Source organism: Pseudomonas sp. PDM14 (genome assembly GCF_014851905.1).
In the GTDB taxonomy this organism is placed as follows: domain Bacteria; phylum Pseudomonadota; class Gammaproteobacteria; order Pseudomonadales; family Pseudomonadaceae; genus Aquipseudomonas.
This window is the reverse complement of the sequence record NZ_JACVAQ010000001.1, coordinates 2,234,528-2,251,579: the sequence shown is the minus strand read 5'-3', so window position 1 is coordinate 2,251,579 and position 17,052 is coordinate 2,234,528. Positions and strand designations below refer to the sequence as shown.

Genomic DNA, 17,052 nt, shown 5'->3' with positions numbered 1-17,052 from the left:
AAAAGGTGTTGCATCATGTCGGTACCCCCGCGTGCCGTTCAGCTTAACGAAGCGAACGCGTTCCTTAAGGAACATCCTGAGGTCCTGTTCGTCGACCTTCTAATTGCAGATATGAATGGTGTAGTGCGCGGCAAGCGCATCGAACGAAACAGCCTGCATAAAGTGTATGAAAAGGGCATCAACCTGCCCGCCTCCCTCTTCGCTCTCGACATCAATGGTTCCACCGTCGAAAGCACCGGTCTGGGCCTGGACATCGGCGACGCGGACCGCATCTGTTTCCCCATCCCCAACACCCTGTGCAACGAGCCCTGGCAGAAGCGCCCCACCGCGCAGCTGCTGATGACCATGCATGAGCTCGACGGCCAGCCATTCTTCGCCGACCCGCGCGAAGTGCTGCGCCAGGTCGTGGCCAAGTTCGACGAGATGAACCTGCGCATCTGCGCCGCCTTCGAGCTGGAGTTCTACCTGATCGACCAGGAGAACGTGAACGGCCGTCCGCAGCCGCCGCGCTCGCCGCTGTCCGGCAAACGTCCGATCTCCACCCAGGTGTACCTGATCGATGACCTCGACGAATACGTCGACTGCCTGCAGGACATGCTCGAAGCCGCGAAGGAACAAGGCATTCCGGCCGACGCCATCGTCAAGGAAAGCGCCCCGGCGCAGTTCGAGGTCAACCTGCACCACGTCGAAGACGCGATGAAGGCCTGCGACTACGCCCTGCTGCTCAAGCGTCTGGTCAAGAACATCGCCTACGACCATGAGATGGACACCACCTTCATGGCCAAGCCCTACCCGGGCCAGGCAGGTAACGGTCTGCACGTGCACATCTCGCTGCTCGACAAGACCACCGGCAAGAACATCTTCACCTCCGATGATCCCCTGGAGAACGCCGCTCTGCGTCATGCGATCGGCGGTGTCCTGGAGACCATGCCTGCGTCGATGGCGTTCCTCTGCCCGAACGTCAACTCGTACCGCCGCTTCGGCGCGCAGTTCTACGTACCCAACGCGCCGAGCTGGGGTGTCGACAACCGTACCGTGGCCGTTCGCGTGCCCAACGGCAGCCCAGATGCCGTGCGCATCGAACACCGCGTCGCCGGTGCCGATGCCAACCCCTATCTGATGATGTCGGCGATCCTCGCCGGGATTCACCACGGGCTGACCAATCAGGTCGATCCGGGCGAGCCCATCGAGGGCAATTCCTACGAGCAGCTGGAACAGAGCCTGCCGAACAACCTGCGCGATGCCCTGCGCGAGCTGGACGACAGCGAAGTGCTGAACAAGTACATCGATCCGAAGTACATCGACATCTTCGTCGCCTGTAAGGAAGCCGAGCTCGAAGAGTTCGAGACCACGATCTCCGACCTCGAATACAACTGGTATCTGCATACCGTATAAGCACCACCTCGACGCCGGCCTCTGAGCCGGCGTCGCTTTTTTCCCTGCCAGCGTTGCGCGTTCCGCCACATCCCGTGTGCGGAAGGGCGAAGCTTTGCCTTGCATGGCTTGCATCGCCACCACACCAAGGAGGTCGTCATGTTTCGCGTTCTTGCTCCGTTGCTGCTGGCAGTTTTTCCGGGCCTGTCGATGGCCGAGTCGATCCGGGTCTACAACTGGAACGACTACATCGCCCAACAGACCCTGGCCGATTTCACCAAGGCCACCGGCATCGATGTCGAGTACCGCACCTATAGCTCGGCCGAGGAGCTCGACGCGGCACTGGCCAGCGGCGAGAACATCGACATCGCCGTACCCTCGCACAACGACCTGCCGCGCCTGATCAAGGACGGCCGCCTGCAACCGCTGGACCTCTCCCGGCTGCCCAATCGCAGCCACCTGGACAAGCAGCTGCTGAGCAAGCTGGCCGCCGTCGACCCGAGCAACCGTTACGCCGTGCCTTACCTGTGGGGTGCGGTCGGCCTGGCGATCAACACGCCGCAGGCCGAAGCCGCCTATGGCGGGCCGCTGCCGGAAAGCTGGAGCCTGCTGTTCGACCCGGCACAGAGCGGCAAGCTGGCGAGCTGCGGGATCAGCGTGCTGGACGCCCCGGACGAAGTGCTCTCGGCGCTGATGAACTACCAAGGCAACAGCTTCTCGCGCAGCTCGGCCGGGCGCATGCGCCGTGCCGGCGAGGTGCTGCAGGGCCTGCAGCCGAACCTGCGCTACGTCGACAGCGAGCGCTACATCGACGACCTCAACAACGGCCACCTGTGCCTGGCCGTGGCCTGGGTCGGTGACGCCCTGGCCGCCGCACAGGCCGGCCAGCCGGTGCGCTTCGTGGTACCGCAGGAAGGCTCGGTGCTGTTCATCGACAACCTGGTGATCCCCAGCAGCGCCCGCCGCGCCGACCTCGCGCACACGTTCATCGACTTCATCATGCGCCCGCAGGTCGCCGCGCAGATCACCACGGAAACCCTCTACCCCAACGGTAACGCCGACGCCAAGCAGTACCTGGCCGCCGAACTGCGCGAGCAACCCGGCCTGTACCCGGATCGCGACACCAAGCGCCGCCTGTTCGCCCTCGATGCGCTGCCGGAAAAACTGATCAGCACCCGCACCGAGGTCTGGGACCATTTCCGCGCCGGCAAGGCGGCGCCGGCACAACTGGTCGAAAGCACGCCGTAAGGCGACTTGCCTCCCCTGCCGGTCTGGCGTCCAATAGCGCCAGCCACGGACAGGAGACCGGCATGACCCGCCCCGCGACACCCCGCAAGCCCCGCGCCAGCAGCCAGGCACGCATCGCCGTGATCCTAGCCGCGGCGCGCGCGCTGCTCAGCGAACAGGGTTTCGCCGGGCTGTCGATCTACAGCGTCGCCGAGCGCGCGGAAATTCCACCGTCGTCTGTCTACCACTTCTTCGCCAGCGTACCGGCGCTGCTCGAGGCGCTCACCGCCGACATCCACGCCACCTTCCGCGCCTGCCTGCAGGCGCCGGTGGCGCATGACGAGCTGCGCGACTGGCGCGACCTTTCGCGTATCGTCGAGCAGCGCATGCTGGCCATCTACGCCGACGACCACGCCGCCAGCCAGCTGATCCTCGCCCAGCATGGCCTCAGCGAAGTGATCCAGGCCGACCGCCAGCACGACCTCGAACTCGGGCGCCTGATGCAGGCGCTGTTCAACCGGCATTTCCCCCTGCCGAACCTGCCGGACGACATCGACGTGTTCGCCCTGGCCATGGAGCTTGGCGACCGCGTCTACGCCCGTTCCGTGCAACTGCACGGCTGCATCACGCCACGCCTGGCCGAAGAAGGCATGCGCGTGTTCGACGCCTACCTCGGCCTGTACCTGCCCCTCGCCCTACCCAAACGCTCGACCGCCCTCGCCTAAGTCAATTAGTACACCCTGAAGGCAGATTTTTATTTGCCTGAACGGGTTAATTTCCTCTGATAAATCTTAAATTCACTTTTAAAGCCGATTTTTATCGGATATAAATCTGCCATCCGCCCTGATGGTCGAGTGACGCGTCACGGCTCAATCGTCGGTCTCTGCACTGCACAGACGACCGCCTACCTGCTCCCTGTGAGGTGTTCCATGTCGCGTTTCGTAACCGTCGCCGCCACCCAGATGGCCTGTTCCTGGGACAGCGCGGCGAATATCGCCCGCGCCGAGAAACTGGTGCGCGAGGCCGCCGCCAAAGGCGCGCAGATCATCCTGATCCAGGAACTGTTCGAGACCCCGTACTTCTGCCAGAAGCCCAACCCGGACTACCTGCAACTGGCCACGCCGGCGGAGAGCAACCCGGCGATCCTGCACTTTCAGAACGTTGCGAAGGAGCTGCAGGTGGTGCTGCCGATCAGCTTCTTCGAGCGGGCCGGGCGGGCGCGCTTCAACAGCATCGCGATCATCGATGCCGACGGCGAAAACCTCGGGATTTATCGGAAAAGCCATATCCCCGATGGCCCCGGCTACCACGAGAAGTACTACTTTAACCCGGGCGACACCGGCTTCAAGGTGTGGAACACCCGCTATGCGCGGATCGGCGTGGGCATCTGCTGGGACCAGTGGTTTCCGGAGAGCGCACGCAGCATGGCGCTGCTCGGCGCCGAGCTGCTGTTCTACCCGACCGCTATCGGCAGCGAGCCGCACGATCCGAGCATCAGCTCGCGCGACCACTGGCAGCGCGTGCAGCAGGGCCACGCCGGCGCCAACCTGATGCCGCTGATCGCCAGCAACCGTATCGGCCGCGAAGAACAGGACGGCTACGCCATCACCTTCTATGGTTCATCGTTCATCGCCAACCAGTACGGCGAGAAGGTAGAGGAGCTCGGCGAGCGCGAAGAAGGCGTACTGGTGCACCGCTTCGACCTCGACCAGCTCGAGCACACCCGCAGCGCCTGGGGCAGTTTCCGTGACCGCCGGCCGAACCTGTATGGCCCGCTGAAGACGCTGGATGGCACGCTCGAGTCCTGATCCGCACTGTCGCGACAGGAGCCAGCTGGCTGGCGATCGTGCCAAACTTCCCCCCTCGCACGTTGCTGGAAACCCGTGATCGTAACTACACAGGCGTCCACGAAACCGTTCACCGCATAGGTAAAGCCGATGACCACTCTGACCACCACCCCGCGCGCCGACGGCTTCCGCATGCCGGCCGAATGGGAATCCCACAGCCAGACCTGGATGGTCTGGCCCGAGCGCCCGGACAACTGGCGCCTTGGCGGCAAACCGGCGCAGGCCGCTTTCAGCGCCGTGGCCAGGGCCATCGCGCGCTTCGAGCCGGTGACCGTGTGCGTCTCCGCCGGGCAGTATGAAAACGCCCGCGCGCGCCTAGACCAGGCCAACATCCGCCTGGTGGAAATCAGCACCGACGACGCCTGGGTACGCGACACCGGGCCGACCTTCGTCACCAACGCCAGCGGCGAAGTGCGCGGCGTGGACTGGGCCTTCAACGCCTGGGGCGGCTTCGACGGCGGCCTCTACGCGCCGTGGAACCGCGACGAGCAGGTGGCCAGCAAGATCCTCGAAATCGAACGCAGCCCGCGCTACCACACCGCAGGCTTCGTGCTGGAAGGCGGCTCGATCCACGTCGACGGCGAAGGCACGCTGATCACCACCGAGGAATGCCTGCTCAACCGCAACCGCAACCCGCACCTGTCCCGCGAAGAGATCGAGGAGGTGCTGCGCGAGCACCTGGCCATCGACACGGTGATCTGGCTGCCAGACGGCCTGTTCAACGACGAGACCGATGGCCACGTCGACAACTTCTGCTGCTACGTGCGCCCCGGCGAAGTGCTGCTGGCCTGGACCGACGACCAGAACGACCCCAACTACCCGCGCTGCCAGGCCGCCATGCGCGTGCTGGAAAGCGTCCGCGATGCCAAGGGCCGTCAGCTCGTCGTGCACAAGATGCCGATCCCCGGCCCGCTCTACGCCACCGCCGCCGAGTGCGCCGACGTCGACCTGGTCGCCGGCAGCCAGGAGCGCAGCCCCGAGGTGCGCCTGGCCGGCTCCTACGTCAACTTCCTGATCGTCAACGGCGGCATCATTGCGCCGAGCTTCGACGACGCCAAGGACGAGGAGGCCCGCGCCATCCTCGCCCGCGTGTTCCCCGAGCACGAAGTAGTGCTGGTACCGGGCCGCGAAATCCTCCTCGGCGGCGGCAACATCCACTGCATCACCCAGCAGCAACCGGCGCCGCAACAGCGCTGAGCCGTAGGGGCCCGCATCGCCTGGTGCGGGCCACCTGCCGCCAATGATGGCGCAATGACATCTCGTCGGAAATTCCTCTACCCGAGTTGTACGCTCCCGGCTTATCTCATACCGTCGGGCGCAAGCATGGATGTTTCACGTCTTTCCTGTACAAGCGTCGTACAGGAAAGCGCGCGCGTGCCCTCCGCTCCCGGTAGCCATGGCATGCCGATCACCTGAGTTGTGTGATCGCCCGATCAACCATGCTGTCCGAGGTCGAGATGTTCCGCTCCCGCCTGAAGCAAGAACTGGCCACCAGCCAGGAAACCCTCAGTTCAATCCGTGCCGAACAGAACGCCATCGACCAGTCGCTGGCGATCATCGAGTTCGATCCACAGGGCCGCGTGCTCACCGCCAACCGCAACTTCCTCGACGTGCTGGGTTACAGCCTGGAGGAAATCCGCGGCCAGTCGCACCGCCAGCTCTGCTCCAGCGAATACGCCAAGAGCGCCGAGTACCAGACCTTCTGGCAGCGCCTGGGCCGCGGCGAGGCGATCACCGGCAAGTTTCCCCGGCAGGACAAGCAGGGCCGCACCGTCTGGCTGGAAGCCAGCTACAACCCGGTGCTCGACGCCAGCGGGCGGGTGACCAAGGTCACCAAGCTGGCCAGCGACATCACCCAGGCGGTGGAGCAGGACCACGAGCGCGGCAGCATCATCAACGCCCTGCAGCGCTCCATGGCGATCATCGAATTCAACCTGGCGGGCGAGATCCTCACCGCCAACCAGAACTTCAGCGCGGTGATGGGCTACTCGCTGGCGGAGATCAAGGGCAAGCACCACCGGATCTTCTGCACCCGCGAGGAAAGCCAGTCGGCGGCGTACCAGGCCTTCTGGCAGCGCCTGAACCGCGGCGAGTTCATCGCCGACCAGTTCAAGCGCGTCGGCCGCAACGGCCAGACCATCTGGCTCAGCGCCACCTACAACCCGGTGTTCGACCACGACCAGCGCCTGTGCAAGGTGATCAAGTTCGCCAACGACATCACCGAGCAGGTGCTGCGCCAGGAAGCCGAATCGCGCGCGGCGAAGATGGCCTACGACATTTCCCGGCAGACCGACGCCATCGCCCAGCGCGGCGCCAGCGTGGTTCAGGAAGCGGCCGCGGTGATGGGCAAGGTGGCCAGCGAAGTGAGCACCGCGGTGGCCAGTATCGAGGCGCTGAGCCAGCAGTCGCAGAGCATCAGCAACATCGTCAACACCATCAGCGGCATCGCCGAGCAGACCAACCTGCTGGCCCTCAACGCCGCCATCGAAGCGGCGCGCGCGGGCGAACAGGGCCGTGGCTTCGCGGTGGTCGCCGACGAGGTGCGCAACCTCGCCGCCCGCACCAGCCAGGCGACCGTGGAAATCGTCGACGTGGTGCGCCGTAACCATGAGCTGGCCCAGGCGGCCGTGATGCAGATGGCCTCCAGCAGCGCGGAAACCGCCCAGGGCGTGAGCCTGGCCAACCAGGCCGGCGCAGTAATCCTGGAGATTCAGGACGGCGCGCAGCAGGTGGTCAGCGCCATCGGCCAGTTCGCCTCGCGCCTGGAACAGGTCTGAGCCAGCCGACAACGAAAAAGCCCGCCGAATCGCGGGCTTTTTTCATCGTCGGCTCGTATCACTCGAACGGATGCGGGCGCGGCGTCTGATTGGTCGACGGCGGCAGCTGCGGTACGGCGAAGTTCGGCTGCTCACCGGTGAGGGTCTTGAGGAAGGCGGTGATCTTGTCCACTTCCTCGGCCTGCAGCGTGCGCCCGAGCTGCAGCCGCGCCATCACGTCGACGGTCTTCTCCAGCTCCCAGTAAGCGCCATCATGGAAGTAGGGGTAGGTCAGCTCGACGTTACGCAGGGTCGGCACCTTGAAGGTGAAGCGGTCGACGTCCTTGCCGGTCAGGCCCGCCACCCCTTCGGCCGGGTTGCTGGTCTGGTAGGGCGCCACCAAACCCATTTTCTGGAACGAGTTGCCGCCCACGGCCGGGCCGTTGTGGCAGGCCACGCAGCCGATCGACTTGAACAGCTGATAGCCCTCCAGCTCGACCTGGCTGATGGCCTTCTTGTCGCCCTTGAGCCACAGATCGAAACGCGAGTTGGGCGTGACCAGGGTCTTCTCGAATTCGGCGATGGCATCGGTCACCGCATCCAGGGTGATCTCGTCACTCTTGTACACGTCGGCGAATGCCTTGCGGTACTGCGGGATCGAACGCAGCACGTCGAGGGCGAGGATGTGGGTGAAGGCCATTTCTTTCGGGTTGGCGATCGGCCCGCCAGCCTGCGCCTTGAGGTCGGCGGCGCGGCCGTCCCAGAACTGCGCGAGGTTGAGGCTGGAGTTGAGCACCGTCGGCGAGTTGATCGGCCCCTGCTGCCAGTTGTGGCCGATGGAGGTCGGCAGGTTGTCGCTGCCGCCCATGCTCAGGTTGTGGCACGAGTTGCAGGAAATGAACCCCGAACGCGACAGGCGCGGGTCGAAGAACAGCTGCTTGCCAAGTTCGACCTTGGCCGGCTCGGTAATGGTCGCCGCCGCGATGGGCTGGATGGGTTCCTCGGCCGCGGATACGGCCCAGGCACTGGCGCTCAGGCATAGCCCGGCGACCAGCACGTTGGTGATGTGCATGGTTTATCTCCTCATTGGGTCGGCTTGTTTTTTCTCGACCATGCGCGCCGGTTTCATCGGGCGACTTGATCCAGGTCAACAGCGACCAACGGCAGATACCTGCGGATACAAATAGCCCGCCGGGGCGGCGGGCCTGGGAGATGCGGCAGCGGTCAGTCCTGCATGGCCTCGGTGAACTGGCCGATGGCATCGACCACGCGTTGCGCCTCGTCGCGGATCTCCAGCATCACCGTGCCGGCCCGGTTGGCCAGCTGGACCCCCTGTTCGGCCTTACTCTTGCTGCCGTCCATGCCGCTGACCGCCTGCTGCGCGAGATCATGGTTGAGGCGCACCACGTCGTTGATCTCGATCGTCGCCTGACTGGTGCGGGCGGCAAGGTTGCGCACCTCGTCGGCGACCACCGCAAAGCCACGCCCCTGCTCGCCCGCCCGCGCCGCCTCGATGGCCGCATTGAGGGCCAGCAGGTTGGTCTGCTCGGCAATGCCTGGACGATGCTGCTGATGCGCTCGGACTGATCACTCAGGGCGCCGACCTGGGTGGCCACACTGGCCAGTTCGTCGGAGATGCCACGCACCACCTGCACGGTCTCCTCCACCGTGTTCGCCCCGCTCACCGCGCGGGCGTCGGTCTCGCGGGCACTGGCGAAGGCCACCTGCGCCGCTGCGGCCTCGGCCTCGCGGTGCTGCACCTGGTGGGTTATGTCGCTGGCGATCTTGACCACGCCGTACAGCGTGCCGGTGGCGTCGTACAGCGGGTTGTAGGTGGCGCGCAGCCACACCACCTGGCCGGACTTGGCGATGCGCTTGAAACGGTCGGAGATGAACTCGCCCTGGTTCAAGCGCTGCCAGAACCGGCGGTAACCCTCGCTGGCGACCTCTTCCGGCTCGCAGAACTGGCTGTGGTGCCGTCCGCGGATTTCCTCCAGACGGCAGCTCATGGTCTGCAGAAAATTTTCATTGGCATCGACCACCCGCCCTTCGCGGTCGAACTCGATCACCGCCATGGAGCGGTTCAGCGCGTTGAGCAGGCTCTGGTGCTTGTGCTCGGCGGCGACCTGGGCAGTGATGTCGGTGGCCACCTTGATCACCCGGGTGACCTGCCCGTGGCTGTCGCGCACCGGCATGTAGCTGGCTTCCAGCCAGATCTCCCGGCCACCCTTGGCCAGGCGCATGAAGCGGTCGCTGAAGCTCTCGCCACTGCGCAGGCGCTGCCAGAACTGTGCGTAGGCTGGCGAAGACACCTGCTGCGCCGGCATGAACAACCGGTGGTGCTGGCCGCGCAACTCTTCCAGGCGATAGCCCATGGTGTTCAGGAACGCCTGGTTGGCGTCGAGAATCTCGCCATCCGGGCTGAATTCGATCAGGGCCATGGTCTGCCTGATCGCCGCCAGGGTCTGCTGGCTGGACGCCAGCTCATCCTGGCAATGCTGCAGCTGTTTGCGCGTTTCGGATCCAACATGGCACGGTCGCTCCATAGAAAGTCCGAGCGTTGCCTGGCAGCGACCGGAGTATCACCCCTGATAGACCTGACTATAGGTGAAGGAAACGGGTTCCTTGATCCGGATGACAGGGCGGCGGATCACGGCGCTGACGGACGGGCGGTAGGACGCGAATCGCGGGCATGAAAAAGCCCGCCGAGTGGCGGGCTTTTTCATTGCTCAGTGGCTCAGGCCGTCGCGGCGACCGGGCGCAGCGAGTAGGTCTTGAGTTGCTCGGCGAAGTCGCGCAGCGACTGGATGCCGCTGGCCTCGGCGTCGTGCACCCACTGCTTGATGGCTTCGAGCATCTCGTGGCCGTTGGCGCTGGTCTTCACCCAGATCTGCTGCAGGGCGATGCGCTTCTCGTAGATCACCTTCAGCGCGTGGCTCTGCTCCAGCATGGCGGCGATGCGCTGCTGGTGCTGCTCGTCGAGCAGGCTGGTCTCACGCGACAGCAGGCGCTTGGCGCGGCGGAACAGGTGGCGCACCGACTCGTCGGCCTTGGCCAGTTCCTGCTGCACCAGCGGCTTGATCACCAGCTTGCGGTACTGCGCCATGATCTGGAAACGGTTGTTGAGGATGGCCATTGCCGTGTCCATATCCAGCTGCTGCTTGCCGGCGACGCGGTGGGCGATGGGCGCCACGCGCTGCACCTTGGCCAGGCGCAGGAAGCTGAACAGCTGAATCCACGCCCAGCCCATGTCGAACTCCCACTTCTTCACCGACAGCTTGGCGCTGTTGGGGTAGGTGTGGTGGTTGTTGTGCAGCTCTTCGCCGCCGATCAGGATGCCCCACGGCACCAGGTTGGTGGCGGCATCGCGGCATTCGAAGTTGCGGTAGCCGACGGCATGGCCGAGGCCGTTGATCACGCCCGCGGCCCACACCGGGATCCACATCATCTGGATCGCCCAGACGGTGATGCCGAGCACGCCGAACAGGGCCAGGTCGATGATCGCCATGAGGATGATGCCGCCCATCGGGAAGCGCGAGTAAACGTTACGCTCGACCCAGTCTTCCGGGCAGTTCTTGCCGTAGATGCGCAGGGTGTCGGCGTTCTTCGCCTCCTGCTGGTAAAGCTCGGCGCCGGTGCGCAGCACGGTACCCAGGCCCTTGATCACCGGGCTGTGCGGGTCATCGACGGTTTCGCATTTGGCATGGTGCTTGCGGTGGATGGCCGTCCACTCGCGGGTGTTCTGGCCAGTGGTCATCCACAGCCAGAAGCGGAAGAAATGTTTGAGCGCGGGATGCAGTTCCAGCGAACGGTGCGCGGAGTAACGATGCAGGTAAACAGTAACGCTGACGATGGTGATGTGGGTGATCACCAGGGTCACGGCGATGAGTTGCCAGACCGACAGATCGAGGAAGCCGTTGTACCACATGGATGGTGTTGCCTCGCGGGGAAAGAAGCGGCGAAGAGAGACGGTCCGCACGACAGACCTGATCGCATTATCTACGAGCGGGGTGAGAAAACCAGTGCGCCTTTAGAATCGAACGCACTGGATTGTTACTTATCTATAATGTGCGGCAATTCGCATTCCCCAGCCAGGCCCGCCGTTCGCCGATGAAAGTACCCCGTCGCCCGCTCCCCCTGACCCTGCTCTACCTGTTCGTGGCCCTGCTGTGGGTGATCGGTGGCGACAGCCTGTTGCTGCGGCTGGGCACCCCCGGCCAGTTGCCGGTGGGCATCGAAGTGTTCAAGGGCGTGGCCTTCGTGCTGGTCACCGGACTTCTGCTGTTCATCGTCCTCAGCCAGCGCGACCGCCAGCAACTGCAGGCCGACGACGCCCTGCGCGACAGCGAGGAACGCCTGACCCTGGCCATGGACTCGGCCCAGGAAGGCCTGTGGGATTGGGAAGTCGGCGCGCCCAAGGTGTTCTACTCGCGCCGCTACTGCGAAATCCTCGGCTACCAGCGCGACGAGTTCGGCGACACGCCCGACGCCTGGAAGGACCGCCTGCACCCCGACGACCGTGGCCTCGCCGAACAGCGCCTGCGCACCCTGCTCGACGAGCGTAGCCCGCATTACGCCGGCGTGTTCCGCCTGCGCCACCGCGACGGCAGCTACCGCTGGATTCACGCCCGCGGCCAGCTGCTGTTCGATGCCACGGGCAGGCCACAGCGCTTCATCGGCACCGCCGTCGACATCACCCAGCGCCGCGCCGACGAAGAAAGCCTGCGCCAGGCCGCCGCCGTGTTCGACAGCACCCAGGAAGGCGTGGTGGTCACCGACGCCGCGCAGCACATCGTCCACGTCAACCCGGCGTTCAGCCGCATCACCGGCTTCACCCTCGACGAAGTGCTCGGGCAGAACCCGTCGCTGTTCAAGTCCGGTCGCCACGACCAGGCCTTCTATCAAACGCTCTGGCACTCGCTGGAGCAGCGCGGCTCGTGGAGCGGCGAGATCTGGAACCGGCGCAAGGACGGCGACATCTTCCCGATGTGGCAGTGCATCCGCGCCATTCACGACGAGAACGGCAACCTCAGCCACTACGTCGCAGTATTCTCCGACATCAGCGCGATCAAGCACTCGCAACACGAGCTGGACTATCTGGCCCACCACGACCCGCTCACGGCCCTGCCCAACCGCCTGCTGTTCAGCGAGCGTATCGAGCAGGCCGCGCAGCGCGCCAAGCGCGAGAAGATCCGCGGCGCGCTGCTGCTGATCGACCTCGACCACTTCAAGATCATCAACGAGAGCCTGGGGCACAACATCGGTGACCAACTGCTCAAGCTGATCGGCGAGCGCCTGCTGATCGAGGTGGAACACAAGGCCACCCTGGCACGCCTGGGCGGCGACGAGTTCGGCGTGCTCAGCGACAACTGCGCGCACGCCGAGCAGGCCTCGACCCTGGCCCAACGCCTGCTCGACAGCCTGGCCAAGCCGTTCGAGATCAATGGCGAGACGCTGTTCATCAGCGCCAGCATCGGCATCAGCCTGTTCCCCGACGACGGCACCTCGGTCGAGCAACTGCTGCGCAACGCCGACTCGGCGCTGTTCCGTGCCAAGAGCAGCGGCCGGCAGACCTTCAGCTTCTACAGCCAGGACATGACCGCCGTCGCCCAGCAGCGGGTCAAGCTCGAGGCCGAGCTGCGCCAGGCCCTGCTGCAGGATCAGCTGCGCGTGTACTACCAGCCGATCCACAGCCTCGACGACCGGCGCATGCTCGGCGTCGAGGCGCTGGTGCGCTGGCAACACCCGCAACGCGGCCTGGTGCCGCCGATCGAGTTCATCCCCATCGCCGAGGACAGCGGGCTGATCGCCGCCATCGACGCCTGGGTGCTGCAGCAGGCCTGCCAGCAGATGTGCCGCTGGCTGGAGCAGGGCGTGACCCTGGAGTTCGTCGCGGTCAACGTCTCCAGCCGCCTGTTCAGCCGCGGCGAGCTGGATCAGCAGGTCGCCCAGGTGCTGGCCAAGACCGGCCTCGACCCGGCGCGCCTGGAACTGGAAGTCACCGAAAGTGCGGTGATGGATGACCCGGACCGGGCCATGGAACTGCTGCTGCACCTGCGCGCACTGGGCGTGCGCCTGGCGATCGACGATTTCGGCACCGGCTACTCGTCACTGGCCCGCCTCAAACGCCTGCCGGTGGACAAGCTGAAGCTCGACCAGAGCTTCGTCCACGGCCTGCCTCAGGACAACGACGACGCCGCCATCGCCCGCGCAGTCATCACCCTGGGCAAGAGCCTGGGTCTGCGTGTGCTCGCCGAAGGCATCGAAACCGAAGCGCAGGCCAGCTACCTGCTCGAACTCGGCTGCGGCCTGGGCCAGGGCTACTGGTTCGGCCGCCCGCAACCGGTCGACGAACTGCTCGCACAGCTACCGCGAGCCAGCGAACAGGCCTAGCGCAAAAACGCCCGGCGGCAGCGTCGGCGGGCGTGTTGCGAGGCTGCAAGGCCGGACTCAGGCGTCGAGCGAGGACGCGGGGCCGAAGAACTCGTAGCGGCTCTGCTGTTCCGGAACGCCGAGGTCGCGCAGGTTGCGCTTGAGCATGGCCATGAAGGGTTTCGGGCCGAGGAAGTAGGCGTCGATGTCGCGGTCTGCAGGCAGCCAGGCCGCCAGCTGTTCGCGGCTGAGGAAGCCCACCGCATCGGCTACGTCGTCCGCACGCGGCTCGTTGTAGCAGACGTAGTGCTGCAGTTGCGGGTGCTCGGCGGCCAGTTCGGCGACGCGCTCACCGAAGGCGCGCACGCCGGCGTGGCGGGCGCAGTGGATGAAGCGAATCGGCCGGCCGCTGTGCACCGCGCTTTCGAGCATGGTCAGCAGCGGGGTGATGCCGACCCCGGCGCTGATCAGCACCAGTGGCTTGGCCGAACGGTTCAGGGTGAAGTCGCCAGCCGGCGCGAACAGCTCGAGCTCGTCACCTTCGTGCAGCTGGTCGTGCAGGTAGTTGGAGACGCGACCACCGGGCTCGCGCTTGACGCTGATGCGGTAGTCGACACCATTGGCGCCGGCGGACAGCGAGTAATTGCGACGCACCTCTTCGCCGTCGAGGTGCAGACGCAGGCCGATGTACTGGCCGGGGATGAAGTCGATCACCGCACCGCCGTCGACCGGCTGCAGGTAGAAGGAGGTGATCTCCTCGCTCTCGGCGACCTTGCGCGCCACGCGGAAGGCACGTCCGCCGCGCCAGCCACCGTGGGAGCGCTCGGTGGCGGTGTAGACCTCCTCTTCGGCACCGATCAGCAGATCGGCGAGCTGGCCGTAGGCCAAGGTCCAGGCGTCGATCACTTCGTCGGTGGCGATCTCGGCGCCGAGCACTTCGCGGATGGCGCGCAGCAGGCAGCCGCCGACGATCGGGTAATGCTCGGGCAGGATCTGCAGCGAAACGTGCTTGTTGACCACACGGCCGACCAGCGGGCCGAGCTCCTGCAGCTGGTCGATGTGACGGGCATACATCAGCACGCCGTTGGCCAGGGCGCGCGGTTGATCGCCGCTGGCCTGGTGGGCCTGGTTGAACAGCGGGCGCACTTCCGGGTGCTCACTGAGCATCATCCGGTAGAAGTGGGTGGTCAGTGCTTCACCGCCGCTTTCCAGCAGTGGCACGGTGGCTTTGATCAGGGCGGTCTGTTGAGCGGATAGCATGGGTGACTCCGGTTGCACGCAGGGTTTGGTTTCTAGCGGAGTTATTCCAGAATCCGTGCCATATTTTTATTTGTTATAAATCATATATTTACAAATTTAGCGGTCCGTATGACTCCCTGACTAGCGCGGTCAAATCGACCCTGAGCGGTCGGAATGACTCCAGTCTTTCTAACTGACAGCGTGCATTGCAGCGTGAACCTCGCGTCGCCGGATCGGGTCATCCTCTTGTTCGCTTGTACGCGGACGCGCATCACTGCTATAGGTCGACTGCAGCGACCAAAAAACCAAAAACCGTCGGAGTGTCTGCATGCGTTCATCCACCGCATTCCTCTCCCTGCTGTTGCTTCTGTTCTGCCCCCTGCTGCGTGCCGCCGACGTGCCCGCGGCGAATCTCTATCCACTTCACGACAGCCAGCCCACACGCCTGGTCGGCCAGGGCGTCGGCTACCTGCTCGGCAGGGAGCAGGCGACGTTCGAGGAGATCCAGGCTCTGCCGGCCGAGGCCTGGCAGTGGAGCACGCGCAATGCCCTGGCGCTGGGCACGCAGCCGCAGGGGGTGTGGCTGCGCTTCGACGTCCTGCGCGAACATCCGGGTGCCACGCCCTGGCTGCTGGAGATCAAGTGGCCGCTGCTCGACCGCGTCGAGGTTCGCCTGTTCGACCAGGTCAGTGGTGCCTGGAGCCCGCCGATGCTTGCCGGCGATGGCGTGCCGCTGAGCCAGCGGCCGTTGCGCCAGCGCTTCCTGCTGTTCCCGCTGGAGATCGAGGCGCAGCAGCGCAGCAGCGTGTTCATGCACGTGCACGCCGCCGAAGCGCTGATCCTGCCGATGCAACTGGTCAACCAGACACAGCTGCAGGACGACGAGCGCGTGCAGCTGGCGCTGATCTACATGTTCTTCGGCGGGCTGCTGGTGATCCTGCTGTACAACTGCAGCCTGTACCTGTTCACCCGCGACCGTAGCTACCTGTTCTACTCGCTGTATATCGCCAGTGCGATCTGCTACGAGCTGGCGCTGACCGGGCTCGGCCAGCTGTATTTCTGGCGCGAGGTGCCGGCCTTTTCGGTGAAGGCCTACGCGCTGTTCGGCGCGCTGACCTTCCTCACCTCCAGCCTGTTCGCCCGCTACTTCCTCGAGTTGCGCCAGTACGGCGGCTGGGTCTACCGGGTCAATAGCGCGCTGATCGCCTACTGGGCGGTGTTCCTCCTGCCGATCCTGTTCTACCCGGCGGCCGTGAAGTTCTTCCTGCCGGCGATCATGCCGCTGCTGACCTGCGTGATCGCCATCGCCAGCACCACGTACCTGTGGCGCAAGGGCAATCGCTCAGCGCGACTGTTCACCGTCGCCTGGCTGGCACTGATCGTCTTCACCATCATTCACCTGTGCGCCCTCGGCGGGCTGCTGCCGCTCAACACCTTCACCCTGGGCAGCCAGATGCTCGGCGTGTTCGTCGAATTCGTGCTGCTGTCCATCGCCCTGGCCGAGCGCATCAACCGCGAGCGCGCGGCACGGGTGCAGGCGCAGGAGCAGGTGCTGGTATCGACGCAGAACCTCGCCCGCGAGCGCGAGGAGAAACTGCGCGCGCAGCAGCAGACCCTGGAGATCCAGCGCCAGGCCAACGAGCAGCTGGAAGGCCGCGTGCGCGAACGCACGCAGATGCTGCAGGAAGCCAAGGAAGAGCTGGAAAAGGCCATCGAGGAGCTGGCCCGGCTGAACGTCACCGACGCGCTGACCCAGCTCTACAACCGCCGCCATTTCGACAAGGCGATCAAGGACGAGATGGGGCGGGCGCGGCGCACCAGCGTGCCGTTGGCCGTGCTGATGATCGACATCGACCACTTCAAGCAGATCAACGACAACCACGGCCACGTGTTCGGCGACGAGTGCCTGCGCGCGGTCGCCAAGGTGCTGCAGGAGCACGCCCGCCGCGCCGGCGACCTGGCCGCACGCTACGGTGGCGAGGAGTTCATCATGGCGTTGCCGGCCACCGACCTGGCGCATGCCCTGGAGGTTGCCGAGCACGTTCGCCAGGGCATTGCCGCCCTGAGACTGGCGCATCATGGCAACGTCGTAAGTCTGACCGCCAGCCTCGGCGTGGCGCTCTTCGAGACGAGCCGACATGACAGCCTGGAGCAACTGGTCAATGCCGCCGACGATGCGCTGTACCGCGCCAAGCGCGGCGGGCGCAATCAGGTGGTGAGCGCGGCGTGAGCCGCCG

At 65.1% G+C, this 17,052-nt stretch carries 11 protein-coding genes and 2 pseudogenes; 8 read left to right on the top strand and 5 right to left on the bottom strand.

Annotated features, from left to right (window positions below; all coding sequences use genetic code 11):
• The first annotated feature begins 15 nt into the window (after positions 1–15).
• The 6 genes from IB229_RS10635 (at position 16) to IB229_RS10610 (ending at position 7,225) form a co-directional block, all read left to right on the top strand.
• The gene (locus IB229_RS10635) at positions 16–1,395 is read left to right on the top strand and encodes a glutamine synthetase family protein (RefSeq protein ID WP_192328150.1); all 1,380 of its coding nucleotides are present in this window, start codon (positions 16–18) and stop codon (positions 1,393–1,395) included.
• Positions 1,396–1,533: 138 nt separating this feature from the next.
• Complete coding sequence (locus IB229_RS10630; protein ID WP_192328147.1) at positions 1,534–2,622, top strand: polyamine ABC transporter substrate-binding protein; 1,089 nt, start codon at positions 1,534–1,536, stop codon at positions 2,620–2,622.
• Positions 2,623–2,684: 62 nt separating this feature from the next.
• Positions 2,685–3,326, top strand: coding sequence for a TetR/AcrR family transcriptional regulator (locus IB229_RS10625; protein ID WP_192328144.1), 642 nt, complete (start codon positions 2,685–2,687; stop codon positions 3,324–3,326).
• A 204-nt stretch (positions 3,327–3,530) separates the two neighbouring features.
• The gene (aguB, locus tag IB229_RS10620) at positions 3,531–4,409 is read left to right on the top strand and encodes an N-carbamoylputrescine amidase (RefSeq protein ID WP_192328141.1); all 879 of its coding nucleotides are present in this window, start codon (positions 3,531–3,533) and stop codon (positions 4,407–4,409) included.
• Positions 4,410–4,538: 129 nt separating this feature from the next.
• Positions 4,539–5,645 carry an agmatine deiminase gene (aguA, locus tag IB229_RS10615; protein ID WP_192328138.1) on the top strand — a complete coding sequence of 369 codons (1,107 nt, stop codon included), beginning with the start codon at positions 4,539–4,541 and terminating at the stop codon, positions 5,643–5,645.
• A 260-nt stretch (positions 5,646–5,905) separates the two neighbouring features.
• On the top strand, positions 5,906–7,225 hold the full coding sequence (locus IB229_RS10610; RefSeq protein ID WP_192329377.1) for a PAS domain-containing methyl-accepting chemotaxis protein: 1,320 nt from the start codon (positions 5,906–5,908) through the stop codon (positions 7,223–7,225).
• 58 nt (positions 7,226–7,283) lie between these two features.
• On the opposite strand, the gene IB229_RS10605 is transcribed toward IB229_RS10610, so the two are convergent.
• The 4 genes and pseudogenes from IB229_RS10605 to desA form a co-directional block, all read right to left on the bottom strand.
• The gene (locus tag IB229_RS10605; RefSeq protein WP_192328136.1) at positions 7,284–8,276 is read right to left on the bottom strand and encodes a cytochrome-c peroxidase; all 993 of its coding nucleotides are present in this window, start codon (positions 8,274–8,276) and stop codon (positions 7,284–7,286) included.
• Between the two features lie 152 nt (positions 8,277–8,428).
• Positions 8,429–8,761 (bottom strand): annotated as a pseudogene (locus tag IB229_RS22255) (methyl-accepting chemotaxis protein); the annotation flags it as partial.
• A gap of 245 nt (positions 8,762–9,006) precedes the next feature.
• Positions 9,007–9,645: pseudogene (locus IB229_RS22250) on the bottom strand (PAS domain-containing protein); the annotation flags it as partial.
• A 296-nt stretch (positions 9,646–9,941) separates the two neighbouring features.
• Complete coding sequence (desA, locus tag IB229_RS10595; RefSeq protein ID WP_192328133.1) at positions 9,942–11,132, bottom strand: delta-9 fatty acid desaturase DesA; 1,191 nt, start codon at positions 11,130–11,132, stop codon at positions 9,942–9,944.
• Between the two features lie 182 nt (positions 11,133–11,314).
• Here desA and dibA point away from each other — a divergent pair, with 182 nt between their 5' ends.
• Positions 11,315–13,597: a phosphodiesterase DibA gene (gene dibA, locus IB229_RS10590; protein WP_192328130.1), complete on the top strand. Its 2,283-nt coding sequence runs from the start codon at positions 11,315–11,317 to the stop codon at positions 13,595–13,597.
• A gap of 57 nt (positions 13,598–13,654) precedes the next feature.
• Here the strand turns inward: dibA and hmpA are convergent, their stop codons facing one another.
• On the bottom strand, positions 13,655–14,836 hold the full coding sequence (gene hmpA / locus IB229_RS10585; RefSeq protein ID WP_192328126.1) for an NO-inducible flavohemoprotein: 1,182 nt from the start codon (positions 14,834–14,836) through the stop codon (positions 13,655–13,657).
• Positions 14,837–15,143: 307 nt separating this feature from the next.
• Here hmpA and IB229_RS10580 point away from each other — a divergent pair, with 307 nt between their 5' ends.
• Complete coding sequence (locus IB229_RS10580; protein ID WP_192328123.1) at positions 15,144–17,045, top strand: diguanylate cyclase; 1,902 nt, start codon at positions 15,144–15,146, stop codon at positions 17,043–17,045.
• The last annotated feature ends 7 nt before the right edge of the window (positions 17,046–17,052 follow it).